Genomic DNA, 19,975 nt, shown 5'->3' on the forward strand with positions numbered 1-19,975 from the left:
GAATATGCAAAAGAGGTTTCTGCATTGACTAGATTATTGGGTTATGCTGGGCTTATCCACTTTTCTACTATAAATTGAAATTAGTGATATAAGTGAGAGGGAGTACTTTGTAAATCCCATTCTATCTTGATTTTGTAGAGAATTGTAAATAAAAGGAAGAGAGGGGAGCAAGGGTTAATGGTTAATGGTTAAAGGTTAATGGTTTATAGGTTAATGATTAATGGTTAATGGTTAATGGTTAAAGGTTAAAGGTCATTTCCTTCTCAAAGCTCTTTTCCACCATGGCAATTGTACTTCTTCGTGGTATCCATAGGAATTATTGCCATAGCCGTAACCATATCCGTAACCATAACCATAGCCATAACCCTTGTCTATGTGTACATCATTAAGAATAGCATAAATTTTGGATACCCCTCCTTTTTCCACCAGGTTATTTAGGATCTGGGAATTGGCTTTCATGGAATATCCTTGTCGGAAAACAAAGAAGCTTATATCCGCATAAGGAAACAGCTCTTTTGTTTCTGAAACCAATCCAACAGGAGGACAGTCAAAAATCACTACATCATAGACCTGCTTGACTTCCTTAATAATCTGGGCAAATTTACCCTGAAGCAATAATTCTGCGGGATTGGGTGGAATAGGCCCAGAGAGGATTACATCCATGTCTTTGTGGCCAGTAGGTTTCACCACCTCCTGCCAGGGAATATCAGAACTTAAGCAAGTACTCATTCCTTTGTCATTTTCCAAACCAAAATCCTCAGCAATCTTTGGTTTACGAAGGTCAAGGCCAATCAAGAGCGTACGCTTTCCCATAAGCGCGTAAACTGAGGCTAGGTTGATAGAAACGAAAGTTTTGCCTTCTCCAGAAATAGAGGATGTAAGAAGAATGGCCAGGTTGTTTCTGACCGGACTCAGATAAGACATATCTGCTCTCATGGATCTAAATGATTCTGTAACAGAAGAACGGGGGTTATTTAAAACAGGAATCTTATCTTCGGATACACTACGCCCAATCATACCAATAAGGGGTACTTTGATGTCTTTTTCCAATTCTTTTGGATCATCAATTTTAGTATTGAGAAAATCCTTGACAGTGATAAATCCTATAGGAATAATAAAGCCAAGTATCATCCCAATGAGCAAATTCAGCGACTTCTTGGGTGCCACCGGTAATTGCCCCGCTTTTGCAAAGTCCAGTACGTTGTTTTTGGGCATATTGGAAGCTTTTGTGATTTCTGCTTCTGCCTTTTTTTCCAGTAGATACACATAGATATTTTCATTGATGGAGAACTGCCGCTGTATTCCCAGTAGATTACGCTCGGTTTCGGGAAGGGAATTTACGTCGATATCCAACATCCGAACCTGATCATCCAGGTCTTTGATAAGGTTTTGTGTATTGATTACGGCAGAATTTACATTTTCCTGTAGCTGTTTTTTTATATTCTGGATCTTAGTGGAATTCTCCCTAACTGCGGGACTTTTATCTGTAAAATTAGAGGAAAGTGTATTTTGATCAGCCTGAAGCTCACTATACGCCTGAACCAGTGAATTGAGTAAGGGATCAGTGACTCCCATCACAGCAGGAGCAACCATATCCCCTGTCTGGTTAGTATTGAGGTAGTCCCGCAAAACCTCGTAGTAGTTTAACTTAATCTCCGTCAATCCCCTTTCTACTTCCAGTTCTTGTATTCTTTGAAAAATGACAGACCCCTCTTCCGAAAGATTAAAGATTTTATTTTTGGTTCTGTATTCCTGAAGTCTGTTTTCAGAAAACCTAAGAGAATCCGATATACCGGAAAGCTGTCCATTAATAAATTTAACTGTATTTTCAGAGGCCTTATTCTTTTCCTTCAGTTCCTTGGCAAGGTACATCTCCATCAGTTTGTTGATGTATTCCTCTCCCAGCCTTCTCACCGGTGTCTCCAAACTTAGCGAAAGAATGGAAGCCTCTTTATTGAGGGGTGATACTGAGAGTTCCTCCCGATATCTGAGAGCTAATGTAGGAGTATCTACGAAATTAAAGAGAAGTACATCACCAGGTAAAGCTGATATCTGATTGACTACAAAAGAGAAGCCATCCCCTGCTATCTCCTCACCGAAAGAATATTTCTCTCTTTCTAATAAAGCAGGTTGCTCACGCTTGACTTTATAATAAGAATCTGCGGGATTGTGGATCATAAAATCATCATTCTGCACTGTCAGCTCAAAGGAATCCCTATCAATCACCTCAAGTCTAAATCTTCCACCAACCAACTGAAGTTTGTTCCAGTCCACTGACACCATTACGGGGAGACTGCCATAGATTTGAGATGTGGAAAAAAAATCTTCTATGAAATACTGCACATTAAGATCCATACCTGAGATGGCTGCTTCTGCTAGGGAAAAGGATTTGAGAATTCCAATTTCGTTCTCGATGTTGCTTTTGCCTTGCAGCATCCCCAGGCCGGAAGATTCAAAAAGATCCATTCCAAGTGTAGGTTCTTCATCTTTCACTAAAATACTGGATTCTACTTTGTAAATATTAGTAGAATACCGGTTGAATAGAAAAGCGGAGGAAAATCCTCCCAGGATAAACAAGAGTATAACAGGCCAGTACTGCAGGTAGTTAAAAAGAAGCACCTTGAGATCTAATTCACCATCTTTTTGCAAAGTAAAATCATTCTGCGCGATGGAAGGATTGGACGGGATATGGGAATACATGCGGAATTAATTGATTAAATTGAGAATAAGCGCAACAGCAGAAATTCCAGAAAATAACAAAGCCAAAGTCTGGGCAGTATTCTCTCCGGTTCCTGACTCCCTTACCTTCATAGGCTCTACATACAATTGGTCATTGGGCTGTATGAAATAAAAGGGAGAGGCAACAATCTGCCTATCCAGTAAATCGATCCGATGAAGTCGTGTTCCCTCTGGGTATTGTCTAATCAGCAATACCTCACTCCTCTTAGCTACAGTGGTAAGATCCCCTGCATTGGCAATAGCCTCAAAGATGGTCATCCGGTCCTGAAGTACTACGTACTTGCCTGGTTTCCTAAATTCTCCTAAAGCAGAATACCGCACCCCTCCTAATTTAACTTTGACATATAGCTCGGATTTAACATACTCCCGTAGTTTCTTCTCAATATCCATTCTAGCTTCTTCCAGGGATTTATCACGAACATAGATTTCTCCTACAATAGGAAGGCGGATATTGCCCTTCTCATCCACTGAATATCCAGTCATATAATAGATATCACCCCCGCTTTGTGCCGAAACATTTCCCATTTGGGAGTTCATCTGAGGAGGCATATTATTAAAGCCAAACTGCGTCATATCCTCCACGGTCTGGATATTTACATCAATGATATCGTTGTACTGGAGTTTATATTCTGGAATTTTATAAGTGATTAGTTCATCGTCTGATATTGGATTTTTATCCTCCAGATTCTGCAGATAAATGATTTTCTCATTCGAGATGCAGCCAAAGACAAGAAAAGAGAGCATAAAATACAAAAGGCATTTACTAATATTCATCATAAAGGATCTGGCATAGCCAATCAAAAGTTAAGAATAGTACATCAGGCTATGGGTTTAATGTGGGGTGGGTCACCTTGGTACTAGAGCAAAACGAATACAATGCTCCTAAAAACTGTTAGAACAGGGAGTCTAGTAAAACCCCATGATAACGCTACTGAGAAATAAATTGTAAATTCAAGGATTGCTAGGTGTTTAAGAGTTAAGGGCTAAAGGTTAAAGGTTATTGTCAGTTATTATTTGTTTGTATATACAAATAGAAATTCATCATCCTGAGATCTTAAAAATTGGTTTGTGCATTTATTTGCAAATAAATTATTCGAGATTTTAAAGCCACTATTATTTAGCAGTAAATAAGAAATTCCCATCACATAGTTCAGGGAATTAATAGCGTTTAAAGAACGACGATTGAGCAACTAGTCGAAGGTTAGTAAATAATATCAATAATAGCCTGCCAATTTTTTATTAGCCAAATCTGAATTGTATCACCATTCTCTATAAGGCAGGTCTCCCCCATATGGTTCTGCACCAGAATTCTCTCTTGAGAACGTGGAAGGCGGAGCTCAGAGAGATAAGCCAAATGTTGTACACACCTTTCATAGGATAGCGCATCGTTACTAAACCTAAAATGTTCGAAAAGAAGATTTCCATCTCTTAGGTAATTCACCTGTTCGAAGGGAGTGAATACCGTCTGCCCAATAAACATATGTGAATCATATTTTATTTCTCTCTGAGAGAAGCTGGCAATGCACTGGATTTTGGCATTTGAAGTAAAGAAATAATCCTTAAACCTGGGAATAACATCAAGGGGAAATGGCTTTAATAAACGTTCCTTAATTCTCAGACTATAAAAAGAGGTAATAAAATCCTCCACCACTAAGAAGGGGCTAAATCTACATATTTCACCAGCATGGATAAATTCCACCTCTATACCCTCTATGTTTTCCACAGCAGAAAAAGGGCGTACGAATACATTATTTTCCATGACTCAATATTATGAATTAGTTAACAAGAACCGAATAAATGCATTAGATTGTAAATGAATTGCTAAATATATAAGAGATCTCATTTCTGAATTAATTAATCAAGCGGAGAGAGCAATTAAAAAAGCAGAGGCTTATATCAAATAGCAGCCTCGAATGATTCACCCAACATGAAATATGTGAAACTGATAATAAAGATGCATAAAAAGATAATGCTATTGGGTAGTTCAATTAAAAACTGTGTTTTCTAAATTTTATGTCAAAATATAGCTCAATTTAATACAAGCCAACTAACAAATAATTAAAGTAGCGTAAATTAAACAAATCCATGCTTGACAAATATCTCTAGGAGCAAATCATATTCTAGGGGCTTAACCATAAAATCCTTAATTCTAGGTGAATTTATAGCTCTATTTCTATCTTCCGGGTCAATGGAACTAGTCCTTATTATAACATCATACGAAGATTTTATTTCATCACTTAATTTATCGAACTCAGCCAAAAACCCCCAGCCATCCAAAACAGGCATATGAAGATCCAACAAGATAAGACGTGGGAATGAGCTTGGTGGATCCAATGGGCGTGATCTAAGAAAGTCTAATCCCTCCTTTCCATTTTTAAAGAAGCGAATTGGCTTAAGAAACCTCATTTTTCTTAAAATTTTGCTTTCCACAAACTTAATAGCGTCATCGTCATCAATGATTAAGATTTCAGACAGTTTAAACTCCATATTAGTTAAAATCAATAGAAAAATATTAACGCCCAAGGGGCAAAACAATTACAATTTTAAATCTAAAGGCATTGATAACATGCCAATAATATAACTAACTAATTCTAAAAAGATTAATAGAAATGATCAGCAAATACCTATTCTAGATAATAAAGCCAAATATTCAAATGAGGAGCAGAATCACCATAATCTTTTATTTCAGTCAACGCTTGCTCCAGCTGTACATATCTATCCAAAGCGACCAAAAATTTATTTTGGTTAGATGAGGGTGGGAGCACAAATACCTCTTGGGTGAAATTACCTCTAAGGTAATTGGCCCATGCATAAGCAGCTTCCAAATCCGAAAAACCATTCGTAACCAGATAATAAAACGGAGATACTTCTGTATCCCCAATTGAAGACTTTGTCAAATGTAAAGAATCTTTCAACGAGGGGATCACAGAATTATCTAATGAATCCACGGAAGAGATGGTAGACTTGGTTTCCAGCAATGTCACCTTAGACCCAGTATGTACTACAGCCTGCATCTCGATATCAAAATCCGGGTATTTATATGGTTGATAGTGAAATTCCCCTTTAAAAAACACAACTTCCGTCCTACTATTTTCGGTTAATTGCTTTTTTGTGCAATTCAGCGTGCATCGTACTAAAGGATAGGAGTCGCCATATGAAACGGAATAGATTCTATTAGGGTCTAATCCCTTATTGATTAGATAGGAAACAATTAGTTTGGCTTTTTTTTCAGAGATACGTTGATTATAATAGTGTCCATGCTTAGAATCAGCATGATTTTTTAAATCAACCCGAACATCAGGATTTTGATGAAGAAGTTGGATTAGGTTGTCAAGTGAGCGGTAATCAGATTCTGTTAAGGTTTTTCCATTCTCAGTAGCCCCGAGCCTAGCCAAAACTAAGTTTTCATTAAGTTGCAAAGGTTGTAAGATGACTTCTAAGTGAGCAGTATCCCAGACAGGAATCGTACACTCCGGGATGCTTACATATCCCGAAGCTGCTATTGAAATATGCACCAAGGAATCAGAAAATGTGAGAGGAATACTGATTTCACCCAAATCATCTGTTTTGTATTCAGTATAAGTATCGGTCTCATATAATTTTAAAACAACTAAGGTATTGTCAATGGGCTTTCCAGTACCCCTATCCTTAACTAGCAGAACCATTGAATTTGATTGCTTAGACCGGGAGTTTAACACCCTAGTATCTGCTATATTCTTTTTAGAAGAAGAAAATCTGCTATCATCAACCGACTTGGCTCTCTGATGAAAAGTGGGATCAAAGACAAATTTAGCTCCCAAATTACTGAGGGAATCTTTTTTGCTAGGCATATAGACTTTTTCTATTCTACTGCCCAGAGCTTGGGGTATCTCAATAAGCAAATTAGCGTTAATGAGACCTATTAAAATAAGGAAAGAATATAATCTCTTCATATAATGATTGCAAAGGATAACCTGAAAGATTTGGCTACCTGGACAGCGAGTACATTTATTTCAATAAAAACTAAAAGCCAGACTCTAAGGCTGGATTAATCAAAAATTAACCCTGCTTTGAAAACATTAAGTTAGAATTTAGTTCGAAAAACAAAACAGCGCATTATATATCTATTAATGACATGAATTTCCCTTTAAATCCGTATGTAATAACACCATTTAAACGTAGACTTAAAACTGAAAATTAGAGTATTGAACGAATTATATGTTATATGCAAAATTTTGTAAACAAAAAGAAAAGTAACTAAAAGAAAAGCTTGATAATTGTGTGGTGATCCTGAAATTCACCCTATTTAAAAAGTATAACAACAATTGAAATATGAGGATTTACTAACATTAATTAAATACAAATAAACAACTAATAATCCAACCAAATACAACAAAAGGAATAATTTTGTAAATAAAAAGAACAATCAGGAAAAACATATTCAATAAAACATTAATAATAAACATCTTTAAGAGAATTATTGAAAATATTAATTCGTATTAGCAAGACATATTTTTTTTTAATTTAACTACCAAAGATTTGTCCCGTTTAAATTATTCCTTTTACCTTCGAATGAGGAATAAAAAGCAGATTAATGAAAAAAATTCTAATTGTAGAAAATGAGGATGAGTTAGCAGAAAACATCCAAGATCTTCTTAGTCATTTGGAATATGAGACCGCCCATATATTAAAAAATGCCACCGAAGTAATAGATTACCTAAAAGAAAATTCTCCTGATTTGATCCTGATGGATATCTTATTAGATGGCAACGTGGATGGAATTGACTTAACCAGGCAAATCAGGAAGTCAAAGGATATTCCAACAGTGTTTATCACAGCCTATTCAGATTTGAACTTTCTAGAAAGAGTAGCCAATGTTCCAAACGAAGGATATATTCTTAAACCATTTTCTGAGGAAAGGTTACGGTCTAGTCTATACCTTGCATTCAGGGCATTTGAGCATAAATCATCTTCTCCAAAAAAACGTACTTTACAAATCCGCGACAGAGGACATATCATATCCTTATTGGAAGATGAGATTATGTTTCTAAAGGCAGATGGGCTTTACACAAAAGTGTACACCAAAGAAAAGCAGTTTACTATGCGTGATATACTGAAAGATGTGATGAGCCACTTACCAGAAGAGCGCTTCATACGAGTTCACAAATCTTATATTGTAAATTTATCTTTTGTACACTCGATAAATTCCAAGGAACTTATCGTGGAAAAGCAAACCATACCTCTTAGAAGAGGCTTTTTTCAGGAATTGAAAGCTAAAGTTATAGATTTCAAAGAAAGGTCTCATTAGAATAGTTTTCCGCAAGCTCGACAGCGGCACAACTTTTTTGCTCAACTAGCCATCGCAATACCTATAAAGTGAGCTGGAGTATCTCAATAGATAGGTCCAAAGCGGTTTAACTATTTTGTGATAGGTAATTCTTCAGATTCATTTCATTAAAAAAATGATACTCCTCAATCCAAATAGAAAGGCCATATGTTTTTTGGTTAACGTTTATCTTCACCTTCATAGTAAGTAAGATGGAAACTTCCGGTATACTCAACACAGATTATAGTATTAAGCCAGTTCCTTTTTTTGGGAGTAATTCAGCCCCCAATTGTCTATAAGCTTATTCAATTTAATCCCCTTGACAATTACCCAGATTTGGGTATGTCCAAAAAATTCAGCAATCACTTGATTCCCTTCCTCTTGATGGTTGAAAAGATATTTTTCCCCGGACTTTACTGAGGTTATTACAATTTCTGGATGAATTTTACTGATTGTAGAAGCAAAACTTCTACCATAATCATATTTTCTTAAGAAGACTGCCACGAGCTCATCCTCAATATAAAATTCATAATAGCTGGTATTGAAATTTCCAATTTTAGTAACATGTCTATGCACTTTAAGTAAGGTGTTATCCTCCTTTATATGAACTTTTATCTTGGCAATCGCCAACCCTGAATTTGGCCCGATACGATCTAAAATCTCTGTAATAGAAAGTTTGGAAGAAACCTGAGTAAATTTTTCTGTTACTTGCTTAAATCTAAGTTCCTTTAACATCGTAATAGGACTGAACCTTACTAATTGTCCCATATAAAAAAAGGTAGTGTCCATTCCCTCTACAACTTTTTCCACCCGCTTATAGCCCGTAAATACCTTTCTGAAGTAATTAATCATAAATTTTTACATCTAAACTTTCTTGAAAAAACACAATCTCAAACCTACCAAGTCAAAATAACCAAATTTTAACAATTAGCATTTGACCCTCATAATAGTAGGTCTTACAGCTATTTGAACTGATCATCACCTTAAAAAGCATTGCGCTAAGAAAACTTCGAATAAAGCAATGTAGAGTACTATTAGCTCCAAAAGCACTTTGTCTCAAAAGAAATACATTTTTATTAGCTACAATAGCGCTAATGGAGAGATTTTTAGTTTTTGAAGTAGATTGTAAATGAAATGAGTACTTATGGGTCGGAATAGGATTTTCCTAAGAAGGAAAAATCTACCTAGCAACAAATGTTGTAGTTTGGGTTTAAATAAATGGCATTTTTTATTCTGATTATACGCTTCTTTGCCAGTAGGTCACAATGGCCTCGACTTAGCCCGGCCACCGGATTTGAGGTTATTAAAGGGATTAGGGGAAAATGCGGCATACGCCGAATTTTCCCCTAATCCCCAAAAACCAAAACTAACGGGCACCGAGAGAAGTCGAGGTGGAGCATAAAGGAATTTGGCTACTGGCAGAATTGCGTATATCCATAATTTTTTATTTTTTCTATTGATCCTATTAAAAAAAAAGGTAAATTAACGGTGATAATATGATATCAAAGTGAATCCCAAATAACCAAGGCGTAAGCATCTCTTTTTTTGATTTTAGAACCCATAGTTTGATTTTTTTTCTTAATCTATAGTTCTATGCACTTAAAGTGTGCTTTCCTAATCATTTCCTCAATCAGGCAATTCCTATTTCCCAAGAAATGAATACAAGGGTTAACTTATTTTTAAATCTTAAGCACTCGCAGATTCAGTCTGAAAAAAAGGTCATTTCCCCGGAAGCTAGAATCGGCTTAATTCTGTGTGCTTTATTAATGTCCAAGCCAGTCAACTTATTTGTATTTAAAATTACACCTATTCCAAACCTATAGATCCATGAAGAAAAAAATATTAGTTGTAGAAGACAGTATGATCAGTCGTCTTATGCTTCAACGATTTCTCGAAGTGAATGATTTCCAAGTCCAAGTAGCAAGCAATGGAATTGATGCTATTGACCAGATTAATACCGATAATTTACCGGATATCATTGTGACTGACCTCAAAATGCCTTACATGGACGGATATCAATTCCTGAAAGTTCTGAGGGAGAATACAATAACAAGAAAGCTACCTATTATTGCCATATCCGCATTTGATTTACTTTCTGAAGAAGAATTGCAAGGACACACCTTTGATCTTTGTATTTTAAAGCCATTTTCGCTTGATCACTTGCGGAATGATATTTTGCAGCTCATGGATGGATATGAGGAATGCATACAAAGTAATTAATTGTACTAACAGCCGGTTACAAACTCTAAAATCAATCTGTGGACTTACTCCCCAGACTGTAGTCTCCTTTCAGCACTTATTGAATCAATTTTGAGTCTAGCAAGGGATAAAATGTTTGTATTTCTTTCGTCCTGTTTACCCCATTCTTCTCTTCTTATCTTTTCGCCAAGAACATTTTTTATGGTATTTACTAGCAACTCTGGGTTAATAGGTAAGCATAAAATAATTTTCAAACTAAAGTCGAATTTGTCGCTATCGATAATATCACTACCAAGAAATATAAAAGGAAGGTTTTGATTTTCAGGTAAGCTAACCTCTGCAACTATCTGATAAAGAGTATTTTCTGAAATATGTTTAGTATCAACAAGCACTATGTCCACTTCATTTTTAAGTAACACTTCTGCAATTTCGCTAAGCTCAATTAAACAAATTGATTCTAAGCCATTCTTCCTGAATGTGGTGTTATACGTCTTGTATAGGCTTTCTCCATCATCAAGGAGAAGAATTTTTTGCGTCATAGGGGAATACTATTGAAAAAGAGGTACCAAGATTTTCTTTGCTTTTGAAGTTGATTTTACCCCCCAACTTCAATACCAATTCATAGACTATACTGAGACCAAGACCAGTACCTTTAATGCTACTTGCATTGGAAGACCGGTAAAAAGGATCAAAAATAAATTTCTGCTCCTTTTTTGGGACGCCAATTCCATAATCCTGAACTAATAGAACAATTGTATCTTTCTTTTTGTTTAAGGACAGGTTTGGTAATCTATCAGAAGTTTTGGAGTATTTAAGGGCATTCTCCACAATATTTTTGATAATATACGATAGCCAAGTCCGATCGGATTTCAAGTATACAGATAATTTTGGAAGTTTTAGGCAGACACAAGGATTTGTGGCATCAAATGAGAAGTTTTCCTGAAGTGTTTCTACTATAATATCATTAAAATTTAATAGACTCAAGTTGACGTTTAGCCTACCGTCTGAATTCTGCTCCATTAACAGTACGTCAGTGACCATTTGATTAAGCCTAAGAAGTTGAGAATTTATTTTATCAACGTGTTTTAGAGATTTGCTTTTAATATCCCTCTTATCAAGTTGGCCAAGAATCCGTCTAAGCAAATCGTTGCTACTGAAAATAGTTGCTAAAGGAGTTCTAAATTCATGTGAAGTCATCGCAATAAATCTTGATTTAAGTTGGTTTAGCTCTTTCTCGTTATTCAGCGTTTTATTGAGCTTTTCCAAGATCAATTCTCTGTCTGTGACATCCCTGGAAGTGGCGAGATAAGAATAAAGTTTCCCTTGGTTATTATAGAGCGGTTTCCAAATCATCTCTATCTGAATTATTTTCCCTGATTTTTTATGGGTAATGGGGATCACAAATTTTGGATAATTCTCAAAATCAATTGAGTTAGGAAGAGTAAAATGGATGTATTTGAAAAAATCTTTATTTAAAAGATCCTGAGGCAAGAAACCTGTAACTCTCTCAATGGAAGGAGAAACGTATCTTGTGTTCATCTGAAGGTCATGAAGAGAAACTACATCATCCACGTTATCGGATAATATTTTATAGAGATTTTCAGATTCCTTATGTAAGCTTTCAGCTTTAACACGTTTTTTATTTTCATTTACCAAACCTATAAGGTTTGCATAGCTTGACATAAATGGCTGTAAGAAATCTATGTCCTCTTGTGAATACAATTTTTGTTTATTTGCAAGTCCAACCATACCGATAAGCTGCTCCCCTTTATAAATTGGTATTCCTAAAAATCTTTTGAGCTGTGGATGCCCTTTAGGCATATTTGCATTGGAGCGGATGTACTGTCCTACCTCATTTGAAATCAGGGATAAACCTGAAACAAGCACCTGACCTATTAAGTTATCCAGTTCTTTAAAGACAAACCCCTTCTCCATGTGGCTGTCTATAAAGCGTTGAGTCTCCTCGTTACATTCCGAATTTCTAATGGCATTTGAGCGGAGATAGGGGGAGCCATGCTCATCATAAAGCACTTCTCCTAAAAACCCATATTCACTTTTGGTAAAAAAAATCAGGGTAGAAAGAAGTTTTGAATATGTCTCTCTCACTTCCATTTCCATAGAAAAACTGATCTGGGTCTGATCCAGTGCTACTAGTACCTCCTCCAGCCTTATACGCTCAATTTCGGCTAGTTTACGTTTATGGATATTATATAAGATTATAGTCACTACAAATCCTCCGTTATATGGAAGTTTTTGAGAGGAAAGGCTATACCAGTGATTACCGTCTGCTTCACGAACCAACACCTCCAGGTTATCTATCTCCACTACATCAAGAATATACTCTCTTACGGAAATAGAAGAATCAGGACGGAAGACAAAATCATCTAAATTGAAATCCTGTCTGACGGCGGACTTGCCTTGTGAGATCAAAGCAAGAAAGAATTCATTAATATACAGAACCTCGAGCTTTTCCAATGAACACATAATAAGTGGAAAAGGAAGGTTTTCTGAAATAACCTTAAAGCGTTCCTCGCTTTCCACTAATTCCAGTTCTTTTGATTTAGTTCTGGTGATATCGGATAGTCGTCCATGCAGACGGAATGGCTTTCCGGACAGATCATATTCCAACCATGTTTTATTCTCAACCCAGAGGGTTTGTCCAAAAATATTAATTATTCTATACTCCAATTTTTGGCTGTCCTGGATCCAAGAATTATGGATAAATTTCTCTACCTGTGAACGATCGTCTGGATGTGCGATCTCATACCAATAGGACGGGTTATTAAAAAAATCCTCTTGCCTCAAACCAAAATTTGAAATTCTATTTGATATTAAACTATAGGATCTGGTAGATGGATTTCCTATAAATATTAAGCCTTCAACGGTATGAAAAAGTGAATTAAATGCAGAGCGGCTGTCCCTCAATTTTTCCTTATTAAGTTTATTTTGATGGATATCGAGAATAGTTCCTAAAAGACTTGTTTCCCCATCTACAGGCCGTTTGACTGAAATTCTTACCCAGCGTAAGCCATCATTGGCTGTTATGAGTGGAAGATCCAGAGATATTTTAAGTGTAACTCCACTAGAAAGCACTTCAAGCTCACTTAGGAAAAAATCTATAAATGTATTTTCTATAAAGGAAAAAATAGACTTTCCAATGGATTGCTCATTACTAAAGCCATAGAGTCTTTCCCATCCTCCATTTAGATAGATAAACCTGAAATCCAAATCAAGTTCGAAAACAACATCTCTGATATTTTCAATAATTCGTCGATATTTTTGTTCACACGCTAGCTGTTGTTTTTTACTCTCGCGACTGAGCATCAAAAAGCCAAGACTTATTCCCAAATTCTTTAGGAGTATAATAGAACTATCAGAAAAGTAAGGAAAGGAAAAGCTATATTCAAAACCAAGCACACCCCAAACCCCCTTATTGACATAAATGGGTACAAGCAAACAAGCATTCATATTCCTAATACCCTGGAATTCAGCAAAAAAATCATACTTAGGGTCAACATTAGAATGAAAACATCCATCTAATAGTAGTCTTTCTTTGATTCGGCCTGTTTTAGCACTTAAAAGAATCTTAGACTTAACTCCCTTTAGTCGAGAATCAACATCTTTATTACACCATTCATAATCATAGCACATTCCGCCATTCTGGTAAGCATCTAAACATCTGATGATGTATGTGCAATCTAGGTTTAAGCTCTTTCCCATCTCCTCTAAAAATCTTGCAACGGAATGTTCGAAGTCATTAGAGTCTCTTAAAATCGAAAAAGCCTTGCTTGTAGTAGATAGAAGAATATCCGAATCAATCATATGGAAGGAAAATTATAACCTATTTTAAATTTCTTACTAACATACCCGGAGAAGTATGATCAACAAAAGAGAATCATTTTAATTTCGAAGAAAATGCCAATAAAAACTAGAGCCTAGTTTATTCTCAAATCCAAGCCCAGAATTGATTAAAGATTAAGTATTCTGATTATCCGCAATGATGCCAGTGACCTCTTTTACTTTGCTTATCAGGCTGGGAGACCTCCCGATAGCCATCGGGAGACGGGTGACCGAAGTACCAGTAAAGCTAGTGTTTAACCTAAATAAAGTCGCTTTTTACCTTTTACTGGTGCAATTGGGGATATAAATATTACGTATTTAATTATTTCCCTTTACAAAATAATTAAAATGTATCCAACCCGACCAATAAATGGTACAAATGAAAACCGTGAACGTACTGGATAATCAAGTAAGCACTAATCGGGGCAGGAAACTAACTTCATATACGAATATTGCAACTATCAATCTTCTGAAATTATTCATGAAAGGAATCTGAGGTAAGTTGTATCTCATTAAAATCTAGGAGAAAACTGAATAATGGATTTAACCTTACATATTTTGCTTTTGCTGCCATGTTTTATATGACCAATCTGTGAAGATCCTTCTGATTTTAACTTTTTTATGAATGTCAATGAAGTTTCTGGCAGAGTTCTGTATTATCATATTTGATTGTATGGATATACGCAATTCTGGTGGTAACCAAATTCCATTAAGCTTCACCTTGACTTCTTTCTAACAGTTTCACGTTTGTTTTGGTATTTAGGCAGGACGTGTCATGCGCCGAATTTCCCCTCTCCTCCATTTAAAAACCTCAAATTCGTTGGCCGAGCTAAGTCGAGGTCATTGTGATAATCTGGCAAAGGGGCGTATAATCAGATATAATTTTATGCCTTTCTGAAATGCAAGTAGCTTTCTAATACTAAATCATCAAACTACATTCGGTCAAAACCAATTTTCCAGGAATCTACATACACTTGTTTTTTGAAATAAAAATAGGGCTCAATTATGGCAAGCTATTGGAGACCATAATCCAGAGATCAATTTGATTTAGTTTTTGCCGAAAATATTCCAACTTTAAATCTGCCTTTTTATAATCCTCAAATTCCCCTAAAGAAACCCTATATCTCATTGATTTACTATCGAGCGGGAGAATAATCACTTTTTCTAATAATTTAGTTTTAAGGTTAGAGGTATGTTTTTCTGCTGCCTGGAGAGTAGCAAAACTTCCTGCTATCAGGTAATATTTATTTTTATGAGGGCTACTCTGGACTGAGTCTACCATACTTTTATCCTCAAACTTATGGCTCATGCGAGTATCTGATTCTTCATGTGTTTGACTAGGAATCAGCGTGGAAATAACTTCAGGAACTGTTGTATTTACTTCCATCCTATTTCCATTTTTCATATCAAGCAACGGGTATTCATAAGGTTTCGCCTGAAAACCACCCTGAAAAAACAGAATTTCTGTTCTCCTATTTAGTTGATGGTCATATTCACTGCAATTATCTCCACAATTATTGACCGGATAAATTTCTCCATATGATTCTGTGAAAATTCGGTCTCTGTTTATTCCTACACTAATCAGGTAATCTACTACAGATTTGGATCTTCTCTCTGAGAGTTTTTGATTATAGGAATGCGTTCCTCTAGAATCTGCATGTGATCTAAGTAATACATTCAGCGATTGATTATCATTCAGGATACCAGAAAGCTTGATAACTGATTCACTTTCCTGCGGTCTAATAGTATACTTATCGAAATCATAATAAATATCCCTGAGTACCATTGGTGTATTTAGCCGTAAGCGCTGCAATTCAATAAATATAGTATCCACATTACTGATATTCAACTCTTTAACCTCGTAATTAAGGTAATCCTGACCGAAGACATTGAGGTTTATTAGCGTATCAGCACGAGTCACAAAAAAACCCGTGGTACCATTTTCCTCTGTAAGAAAGTTCTGGTACGTATTAAGACTTTGTTTTTGAAGTTCTACACCAATATTAGGAAGAGGAATATGAGTCTCCGCATCTTCAACCTGTATAATTATACGCCTGACTTGTTCTTCAGGAATCTTGTTAATATAATAAATATCATCCATCCCCATACCTCCATCACGATCTGATGAGATCACCTGTAATCCTTTTAAATTCTTATCAATAAAGAAAAAGAAGTCATCTTTATTTGAATTATAAGGTACACCCATATTATGAGGAATTGAATCTATAGATGAGGATAGCAAGGGAACATAATAAATATCCAGTCCACCTAGCCCGCCCAATCCATCCGAAGCAAAGTATAGAGTATCCTGATGAACAAATGGGCTTCTCTCTGTACCAAATGTATTGATTGCATCACCTAGCGCTAAGGGCTCAGTCCAAGTTCCGTCCTTATCTAATCCCATCTGGTAGAGGTCCAATTGACCATTACCGCCAGTATAGTCAGCAGCAAAATATAGTTTTTGATTATCTGCATCCCAAAATGGGTCAGTAAGAAAATTAGTCGGTGTATCAGTTATTAATCTGGCTTTATCTGTGCCCTGAGTTTCCCAGGTAATCTGAGGAATTATCTCTTCTAACTTTCTATGCTTGGCAGGGCCTTTCTTTGGTGTGCTGGTAATAAACAAGTACATACTATCCCTACTCAGTGGCCCGGCATGTAGAGGGAAATTGAAATCTGAAGATGGATGAATCTCTTGAAGATCTCTCTTCATAGAATCATATCTACCTACATAAATCTGTAAGAAACCATTTCCTGTCCAATCATATCTACCTGATTTATAATCCTTGGATTTAGCACCATCCTTTGGCTCAGAGAACCTATCAGTGACAAAATACTTCTGAGTCCCGAAAGCGGAATATGCAAATTCTGTATAGGTAGTATTAACCTCTTTGAATGGTATGATTTCGGAAGTGGAAGGGGAATTAAGGATAGATTTTGCTTCCCATGCGGATTTGTATAACATCTGCCATCTTGGAGAAGATGTCTGATCCTGCTCCAATGAAGCAAGCGAAGATAATGCTTGTTTAGCCTCTTCAAATTTAGAATTTCCAATAAATATCTCTGTGAGGTCATAGTAATTTTCTACACCCATATCTCCTCCTTCCCTATACCATATATACCAAAATTCAGCTTCTTTAAACTCTCTCTTTTTCAGATGTGAGGTTGCAAGTCTAAGTGCTAAATAATGGCTAGGGCGCTTTTCAAAAACTTTTTTATAATTCTCTATTGCGGGATCATATTCAAATAACCCGAATTGCTTATCAGCCTCTCTTTGAATGGATTTATAGGAAACGCAGCCACAGAGGGATAGGAGACAGAAGACATATGCAATTATATTTTTCATTATAGACTAATTAAAAATACCTAGGCGACTTCAGTCTGGATCTAGGTGAAGAGATCATATATCCCAGTGAAAATTCATGTGAATTGAGCCTGCTCCATTGCCCGGATACTGGAAGATCGAAAGCATACCCGAACCTAAAATTCTTTCGAACAAAGATTTCAGCCATTACCAGAAATGCAATTTCTTTCTGAAGGCCTATATCATCCACTCTATCAAAAAAGTTGAAACTTCTTCTATAGCCTAGTCCCAAACCCAATAATTGGTCATACTGTAGAAATAAATTTCCATCAATACGTGTCATGGCCTTGAGATCATCCAACAGTAATAGACTAGGTTTAAGGGAAAAATATCCATTAAGATCGATTAGTGCCCCCGCTGTAAGGGAATAGGAACGTTTTGGTTTAACAGCCAAATCAACATTGTTTATTTGAAGTATATTTTCAAGTGCGTGATCTATAGAAAAGCCTGCATAGAATCTGTCCGAATAATACAATAAGCCAATGTTCAAATCAGGATATATCACACTTTCACCGGTGCCTATCAATGAAGGATCTGCAGCAACAGTTGGATCATATTTTTCTGATTTAATCCTATAGTTTACAAAGCCTACCCCAGCACCAAAACTTAAAAATGAATACTCTCCAACCTGGAGATGGTAAGCACCATTAAAATAAAGTGATTGGGTAGTCTGCAGGCCAAGCTGATCAGAAGAAGCGACCACTCCTAATCCAATATTATGAAGAGGGATTATTCCGTCAGCTGCAATTCCAAAAGTACTCGGCGCACCTTCCAGGCCAGCCCATTGTTTTCTATAGAAAGTCTGAACGAATACATCGTTTTTATAACCAGTATAAGCAGGATTGATGTAAATGGGGTTGAAAAGGTATTGACTATACTGTGGCACCTGCTGAGCAGACCCCTGGAATATAACTATCATTAAAACCACTACCGATAGAAGAAATTTGAAAATAGCAGAATAAAAAAGGACTTTTAGTAAATGTCCTAACAGTTGAATAATCCTTAATACCAGGCCGGAACAATAGCTTAATAAATGGGGATCAAGGACTGAATTAAAAATAAATCTGGATTCCATAATGCTTATCTTTTTAAGTGTATAAACCCTGTTTTCTCATAGACATGGTTGGACTCATCCGTCCATTTAAATGAATAGAAATACGTCCCTTCAACCAAGTTTCCACCTGTCCAAACGTTCTTATAATTATCGGCGGCGTATACTTCAACACCCCACCTATTGACTATTGCCAGAGAATTGTCTGGGAAAAGACTTATTCCTGTAATCTCCCATGTATCGTTGATCCCGTCCCCATTAGGTGTAAATACGTTCGGAAAATGAATGGAAAATTGCACATGAATGACAGTACTTTCATTATTGGAATAATCAGAGTCTTGTTCATGGGAAGTGACTGAGGTGCTATTCGCTATAGATTTACCTTCAGTGGTAGCTAGCACAATCACAGTGAGTTCCACCACTTCTCCAGGAAGAAGTTTTTCTATATTCCAGGTGAGTAACCTCTCGGAAGAATTAAAGCTGGCCAGTCCCACCGTGTAATCACTTCGGATATATTCCATCTGAGTGGGTAGAACATCAATAACTTCAATGAACGAAGCTTCAACTTCTGAAATATTTGACACGGTGATTTTATAACTAAACTCTTTCCCAACTTCTACTAACGGTGAAGACACTTCTTTTAAAATAGTGACATCTACCTCTTTTAAATCAAGAATCTCAGTGGAATCTGTCACATCTGGGGCATTGTCTGCGCTTGCTGTAACTACATTGATCATTCCTTGAGAATACTCCACTAGTAGAAAAGACAGGGTAAAGTCCAGATGTTGCCCAACCTCCAATATAGGGATGGTAATTTCCAGTGAGTCAGTGTCAAACAGTTCAAGAGATCCAGGCCCATCTACACCGAGAAATTGAAGACCAGAAGGAAAATAATCCTTCATCTTTACATTTCGGATTGGATGCTCTCCCTTATTTAGGATGCTGATGCCGTACTGAACAACATCTCCTATATTAAACAGATCCCCTATCAGTTCTTTATCCACTTCCCATTCGCTTAATGGCGGACCAAAAATTTCACCAGTCACTTCAGCGGACCACATGTCGGGGTGTCCTTCGGCAGTTGCCCATATTTTGTTAGTAATTTCCCCTCCAACAAGGTCTGGCTGATAATCAAGTAGAACAACAAACTCCCAGCTTAAACTTTCTCCGGGTGCCAAATCATCAACTTCCCAAGTCAGTACACTTTCATCATTTGCGCTAGGCAAAAATTCTGAGGTGAGAAAATCTAAGTAAGGTTGAAGTGTATCAGTAAGTATTAAATTTGTTAAGCTCAAGCTACCCACATTTTTGAGCTGTATTCCAAACCTGAATTCCCCTCCTATACTTACTGGAGAACTATTGATGGATTTCTCGATTTGCAGCTCAACTTTTTCAGTTAGAATTACCTCTACCTCTTCATTTGTATCTGTATCCTCCTCTTCATCTCTTCTGTTCAGAACAGTCACAGCGTTGCGTA

The 19,975-nt window shown here is 36.4% G+C and carries 13 protein-coding genes; 2 read left to right on the forward strand and 11 right to left on the reverse strand.

The genetic code is table 11. The features are described 5' to 3' along the window. Positions 1-252 precede the first annotated feature (252 nt). From AACZ87_RS06205 to AACZ87_RS06225, 5 genes are all read right to left on the reverse strand, one after another. Entirely contained in the window at positions 253-2,700 is a 2,448-nt protein-coding gene (locus tag AACZ87_RS06205) for a polysaccharide biosynthesis tyrosine autokinase (protein WP_339865829.1), read from the reverse strand. Positions 2,701-2,706: 6 nt separating this feature from the next. Further along, positions 2,707-3,483, reverse strand: a complete 777-nt coding sequence (locus AACZ87_RS06210; RefSeq protein ID WP_339865830.1) for a polysaccharide biosynthesis/export family protein — start codon at positions 3,481-3,483, stop codon at positions 2,707-2,709. A gap of 457 nt (positions 3,484-3,940) precedes the next feature. Continuing rightward, the gene (locus AACZ87_RS06215) at positions 3,941-4,498 is read right to left on the reverse strand and encodes a hypothetical protein (protein WP_339865831.1); all 558 of its coding nucleotides are present in this window, start codon (positions 4,496-4,498) and stop codon (positions 3,941-3,943) included. A 314-nt stretch (positions 4,499-4,812) separates the two neighbouring features. Continuing rightward, positions 4,813-5,262: a response regulator gene (locus AACZ87_RS06220; protein ID WP_339865832.1), complete on the reverse strand. Its 450-nt coding sequence runs from the start codon at positions 5,260-5,262 to the stop codon at positions 4,813-4,815. 101 nt (positions 5,263-5,363) lie between these two features. Next, on the reverse strand, positions 5,364-6,404 hold the full coding sequence (locus AACZ87_RS06225; protein ID WP_339865833.1) for an OmpA family protein: 1,041 nt from the start codon (positions 6,402-6,404) through the stop codon (positions 5,364-5,366). Between the two features lie 908 nt (positions 6,405-7,312). Between AACZ87_RS06225 and AACZ87_RS06230 the strand changes: the two genes are divergently transcribed. Continuing rightward, entirely contained in the window at positions 7,313-8,026 is a 714-nt protein-coding gene (locus AACZ87_RS06230) for a response regulator (RefSeq protein ID WP_283414415.1), read from the forward strand. Between the two features lie 267 nt (positions 8,027-8,293). Here the strand turns inward: AACZ87_RS06230 and AACZ87_RS06235 are convergent, their stop codons facing one another. Beyond that, positions 8,294-8,896 carry a hypothetical protein gene (locus AACZ87_RS06235; protein ID WP_339865834.1) on the reverse strand — a complete coding sequence of 201 codons (603 nt, stop codon included), beginning with the start codon at positions 8,894-8,896 and terminating at the stop codon, positions 8,294-8,296. A gap of 975 nt (positions 8,897-9,871) precedes the next feature. On the opposite strand from AACZ87_RS06235, the gene AACZ87_RS06240 reads away from it, so the two are divergent. After that, positions 9,872-10,264 carry a response regulator gene (locus tag AACZ87_RS06240; protein WP_339865835.1) on the forward strand — a complete coding sequence of 131 codons (393 nt, stop codon included), beginning with the start codon at positions 9,872-9,874 and terminating at the stop codon, positions 10,262-10,264. Between the two features lie 44 nt (positions 10,265-10,308). On the opposite strand, the gene AACZ87_RS06245 is transcribed toward AACZ87_RS06240, so the two are convergent. From AACZ87_RS06245 to AACZ87_RS06265, 5 genes are all read right to left on the reverse strand, one after another. After that, positions 10,309-10,782 carry a hypothetical protein gene (locus AACZ87_RS06245; RefSeq protein WP_339865836.1) on the reverse strand — a complete coding sequence of 158 codons (474 nt, stop codon included), beginning with the start codon at positions 10,780-10,782 and terminating at the stop codon, positions 10,309-10,311. Beyond that, entirely contained in the window at positions 10,757-13,963 is a 3,207-nt protein-coding gene (locus AACZ87_RS06250; RefSeq protein ID WP_339865837.1) for a PAS domain S-box protein, read from the reverse strand. The genes AACZ87_RS06245 and AACZ87_RS06250 overlap by 26 nt, the downstream gene beginning before the upstream one ends. 1,123 nt (positions 13,964-15,086) lie before the next feature. Beyond that, positions 15,087-17,429 (reverse strand): OmpA family protein, encoded by a 2,343-nt coding sequence (locus AACZ87_RS06255; protein WP_339865838.1) that lies wholly within the window; start codon positions 17,427-17,429, stop codon positions 15,087-15,089. A gap of 10 nt (positions 17,430-17,439) precedes the next feature. Further along, a complete protein-coding gene (locus AACZ87_RS06260) occupies positions 17,440-18,522 on the reverse strand; it encodes a type IX secretion system membrane protein PorP/SprF (protein ID WP_339865839.1) in 1,083 nt (360 codons plus the stop codon). Between the two features lie 5 nt (positions 18,523-18,527). Further along, positions 18,528-19,975: gliding motility-associated C-terminal domain-containing protein (locus AACZ87_RS06265; protein WP_339865840.1), on the reverse strand; the 1,448-nt coding region annotated here is incomplete at its 5' end.

The organism is uncultured Algoriphagus sp. (assembly GCF_963974365.1).
Classification (GTDB): domain Bacteria; phylum Bacteroidota; class Bacteroidia; order Cytophagales; family Cyclobacteriaceae; genus Algoriphagus.